The organism is Ilumatobacter sp. (assembly GCF_049588435.1).
Lineage (GTDB): Bacteria > Actinomycetota > Acidimicrobiia > Acidimicrobiales > Ilumatobacteraceae > Ilumatobacter_A.
The window spans coordinates 1-4591 of sequence record NZ_JBAVYV010000158.1 but is presented as its reverse complement, the minus strand read 5'-3'; the positions used below and the strand labels follow the sequence as shown (position 1 = coordinate 4591).

Sequence of the window (4591 nt, the reverse complement as noted above, 5' to 3'; positions counted from 1 at the left end):
CAGCCGTGCAACGGTGGCCCCTGGGGCGCCTGGCCCGGTGCGAACGCACCGAGTTGGGCGGCACCGGCAGGCGACCAGACCTGCGACACGGCGGCGCGTCGTGACGGGCGAGACCCGAACAACACCGCGGCGAGACCGAGGAGAATTCCAACGAGCCCCGCGGCGAGGCCTCCGACGCGCAGCACCGCCACTCCCTCCGTCGGGTCCGGTCCGATCGCGACGACGAACAGGTCATCGCCGGGCGACTCGACGCGGATGACGTGAGAGGTCGCGTCGGCGATGTCGATGCTGAAGGTCGCAGTTCCGACGAAACCGTCCTCGTCGTAGTCGAGACCCGTTCCGGCAGGTTCGAGGGCGACGGCTTCCCCGTCGGCGTCGACCACGGTGATCACCGGATCGAGCGGTTGCGTTCCTGCGTCGTAGTCGCCGACGACATCGCAGTCCCCTCGGATCCCGTCGAGTGTTCCAGCCGATTCGACGAAGACGAGATACTCCCCCGACTCGGCGAAGTCGAGTGTGGTGTCACACCCGACCGGCGCGCGGGCGAACCCGGCGACATCGTCGCTCAACCGAGCGGAACCGAGTCCCCACAGGACCACGGCAGCGAGAGCTCCCGCCACGATCAGGAGCACCCCCAGCACGATGAGCCGGGGGCTTCGACGCGACGACGTCGTCATCTCAATCTCGTGAGCTCTTCTCGAGTCGATCGACGACCAGGTCGATCCGGTCGTCGGGTTGCACGACGGCGACCCGGACGAATCCGGCCCCGTCAGGCCCGTAGAACTCACCGGGGCTGACCAGCGCTCCCCCGTCCTGGGCGAGACGGCGCGTGAGGTCCCATCCGTCGTCGGTCGGCATCCAGAGGTAGAACGCTCCGTCGGGCATCGGGACGCGAGTACCGGACCAGTCGGAGAGCACGTCCGCCATCCGCTGCAGCCGCTCGAGGTATCGGGCGCGCTGGACCGTGACGTGATCGTCGTCGTCGAGGGCGACGGTCGCAGCGGCCTGGACCGGCCCGGGCACGAGCAGACCGGCGTGCTTGCGCACCTCGCGCAGGTAGTGGACAATCTCGGGGTCACCGGCGTAGAACCCGGCTCGGGCCCCGGCGAAATTGGAGCGTTTCGACAGCGAGTGGACTGCGACGACACCGTCGTGTCCGTGTTCGAGGATCGTGCGCCCGCGACCGGACCAGGTGAACTCGATGTAGCACTCGTCGGAGAACACGGGGATGCCATGGCGGCGACCCCACTCAGCGACGGCGCCGAGGTCGTCGAGGCCGCCGGTCGGGTTGCCGGGACTGTTGATCCACAGCAACAGTGCTCGCTCGACGTCGGCGGGATCGACCGTGTCGAGATCGACGCCACCGTCGGGACGCATCGCCACGGGCACGGCACGCAGGCCGGCGAGCCGCGCACCCATCGCGTAGCTCGGATACGAGATCGCCGGGAACAGCACGGTGTCGCGACCTGGATCGCGCAGCCCCATGAACTGCGGGAGCAATGCGACGAACTCCTTCGAGCCGACCGTCGCTCCGATCTGCGCCGAGTCGACCACCACATCGAAGCGTCGGTCGAACCAGCGCGCGATCGCGGCGTGGTACTCGGGCGTGCCGACACTCGGGGGATACGAGCGCTCCGTCCCGCTCGACGAGAGGGCGGCGATCACGGCGTCCGGCGGTGGATCGAACGGGGTGCCGATCGACAGATCGACGATCGAATCGTGACGCTCGAGGATGTCGGCCTTGAGGTCGTTGAGACGATCGTACGGATACGGAGGCGGGACGAATCCGGCTGCGGTCATGGTGTCGTCGTCTCCTCCCTCGGTATCGACCCGTCGGTGATGAACTCGCTGAGTCGTCCGGCGGACGGATCCGACAGACGGGCACGCAAGGTCCATTCGGTCTCGCCGTCAGTCACGGCCACGACCTCACCCTCGCGGTGCACCGCCGCGAGCACGTCGCCCCGGTCGTACGGGATCACGAGTTCGTACACGACGGCGAGCGAACGCAGCCGATCGCCGATCACACGGAGGAACTCCTCGGTTCCGTCGCCGGTCCTCGCGCTGACCGCGACGGAGCCGGGATGGGCAGCGAGCAGTTCCTTCGCGGGACCCGGGGCGATGTCCGCCTTGTTGATCACCAGCAACTCGGGTACGTCGGCAGCCGAGATCTCGCGCAGCACCTCGTGCACCGCAGCGATCTGCAGGTCGGGGTCGGGGGCGCTGGCGTCGACGACGTGGACGAGGTAGTCGGCGCGGGACGCCACCTCGAGCGTCCCCTTGAACGACTCGACCAGTCCGTGCGGCAAGCGGCTGATGAAGCCGACCGTGTCGGTGAGCAGCACCGGCTCACCACCGGGCAGTGCGAGGCGACGCGTCGTCGGGTCGAGGGTGGCGAAGAGCCGATCTTCACTGAGGACACCGGAGTCGGTGAGGCGGTTGAGCAGCGTCGACTTGCCCGCGTTGGTGTATCCGACGATCGCCACCGAGGCGAGCCCACTGCGCTGGCGACCCTGGCGCTGCAGCGCACGGGTGTCGGCGAGAGAAGCGAGTTCGCGCTCGAGCTTGTTGATCCGCTTCATGATCCGCCGACGATCGGTTTCGATCTTCGTCTCACCGGATCCGAAACGACCCCCGACACCACCACGCTGCTGGGAGAGCTTCGCCTTCGCTCCGCGCCGCAAACGGGGCAGGAGATAGCGCAGCAGCGCGAGTTCGACCTGCGCCTTGCCCTCCATCGTGTGCGCGTTCTGTCCGAAGATGTCGAGGATCACCGCGGTGCGATCGATCGCGGTACGTCCGAGCAGCTTTTCGAGGTTGAACTGTTGTGCCGGTGCCAGTTCGTTGTCGAACACGACGGTGTCGGCGTCGACCGCCAGACACAGCTCCTTGAGCTCCTCTGCCTTGCCCTTGCCTAGGTACCAGGTGTGATCCGGTGAATCGCGCCGTTGGACGAGGCGCGCGACCTCGTCGGCGCCCGCCGTGTCGACAAGCAACGCCATCTCGTCGAGGCTGGCATCGACCGCTTCGTCGGTGTCACCCGGGAGCGCGACGGCGACGAGCACGATCTTCTCGCGGATCGTCCGGTCGATCAGCGTGCCGGCGAGCGCTTCGTTGTACGGGGTGTTGGGTTCGGTCACGGGTGGTCGATCTCGATCGTTGCAATGAGGGCCGCTGGGCCGGTGAGGATGGCGCGCGGGGCGTCATCGTTCGTGAGTGCGACGGTCGCCGTGCCGCCGTCCATGTGGACGACCACTTCGTCGTCGATCGGTGTGGCCAGGCCCCAGGATCGCGCTGCGAGGGCCGCCGCACAGGCGCCGGTCCCGCATGCTGCTGTGATTCCCGCACCGCGCTCGTGGACGCGCATCGTGATCGCGTTGGTCTCGGGACCCGGTTCGACGATCTCGAGGTTCACCTGCGGCACCTTCGCGCCGAGGTCGGACAGGTCGACGACGGCGACCTCGTCGACACCGACGACCGAGTGCGGGTTTCCCATCGACAGGTGCGCGACTGGCCGATCGGGGTGACATCCCAGTGTGGCCCATCCGTCCGGCTCGTCGAGCGGCGTCACCTCACCCATCTCGACCTGGGCGTTGATCACCGCAGGATCGTCGGTGGCCGTGAGGACGACGGTGCGATCGCCGGCATCGGTGAGGATCCGCTGTGGCTCGAGATCACCGCGTCGGGCGGCGACGGCCTGTGCGAAGCAACGGATGCCGTTTCCGCTCATCTCGGCGACGGACCCGTCCGCGTTGAACAGGGTCATCTTCGCTGCGTACCCCGGCGCAGCCGTCGCGACGAGCAGTCCGTCCGCTCCGACCCCGGTCCGTCGATCACAGACATCGATCGCCAATTGCGCCAGAGCGGGTGCGGGCGTCTCGGGCGCGTCATCGAACAAGACGAGGAAGTCGTTGCCGAGACCGTGGTGCTTGGTGAGCGATCGGACGGTCATGCGCGCAGGGCGTCGATCACGGCCGGAGCGACCTCGGCGACAGGGTCACGTTCGACATCGATCCACTGTACGCGGGGATCGCGACGGAACCATCGCTCCTGGCGGACGGCGAACTGGCGGGTGCGGGTGATGATCATGTCGATCGCTTCATCCTTGCCGATCCGTCCCTCGAGATGTTGCACGATTTCCTTGTATCCAAGCGCCTGCGCGGACGACCTCGAGAATCCCGTCGCCGTGACACGCTCAACCTCGTCGACGAGCCCGGCATCGATCATCGCGTACACCCGGCGCTCGATCCGCTCGGCGACGACCGGTCGGGGACGCCGGAGTCCGATCTGGACCACCGGGGACGGGGGATACGCATCGACGCCCGGGCCGAACCGGCTGAACGGTCGACCCGAACCCAGCGTCACCTCGAGTGCCCGCACGACGCGGCGCCGGTTGCCCGGCTCCATCTTGGCGGCCGCGGCGGGATCGAGCTCGGCGAGCCTCCCATGCAGGGCCACGGTGTCGGGCTCGGAGTCGAGCGAGGCGCGCACTTCGGGAAACTCTCCCGGCAGCTCGAAGTCGTCGATCACCACGCGGTGGTACAGCCCGGTCCCACCGACGAGGAGGGCCCGGTGCGAGCGCTCCCCCACCGTC

At 68.0% G+C, this 4591-nt stretch carries 5 protein-coding genes; all 5 read right to left on the bottom strand.

All coding sequences use genetic code 11. The features are described from left to right. The coding region (locus tag WBV89_RS05835; protein WP_423980396.1) for a hypothetical protein at positions 1-677 on the bottom strand (677 nt) is incomplete at its 3' end. A 1-nt stretch (position 678) separates the two neighbouring features. After that, positions 679-1800, bottom strand: a complete 1122-nt coding sequence (locus WBV89_RS05830; RefSeq protein ID WP_423980395.1) for an aminotransferase class I/II-fold pyridoxal phosphate-dependent enzyme — start codon at positions 1798-1800, stop codon at positions 679-681. Continuing rightward, positions 1797-3137, bottom strand: a complete 1341-nt coding sequence (gene hflX / locus WBV89_RS05825) for a GTPase HflX (protein ID WP_423980394.1) — start codon at positions 3135-3137, stop codon at positions 1797-1799. Before hflX ends, WBV89_RS05830 begins: the two co-directional genes overlap by 4 nt. Next, entirely contained in the window at positions 3134-3949 is an 816-nt protein-coding gene (dapF, locus tag WBV89_RS05820) for a diaminopimelate epimerase (RefSeq protein WP_423980393.1), read from the bottom strand. The genes hflX and dapF overlap by 4 nt, the downstream gene beginning before the upstream one ends. Next, positions 3946-4591 (bottom strand): tRNA (adenosine(37)-N6)-dimethylallyltransferase (locus WBV89_RS05815; RefSeq protein WP_423980392.1); only part of this gene is annotated, 646 nt, incomplete at its 5' end. The genes WBV89_RS05815 and dapF, both read right to left, overlap by 4 nt.

Excerpts from the sequence above, each read along its gene's own strand:
- WBV89_RS05830 (WP_423980395.1), bottom strand. The coding sequence starts at position 1,800 with ATGACCGCAGCCGGATTCGTCCCGCCTCCGTATCCGTACGATCGTCTC.
- dapF (WP_423980393.1), bottom strand. The coding sequence starts at position 3,949 with ATGACCGTCCGATCGCTCACCAAGCACCACGGTCTCGGCAACGACTTC.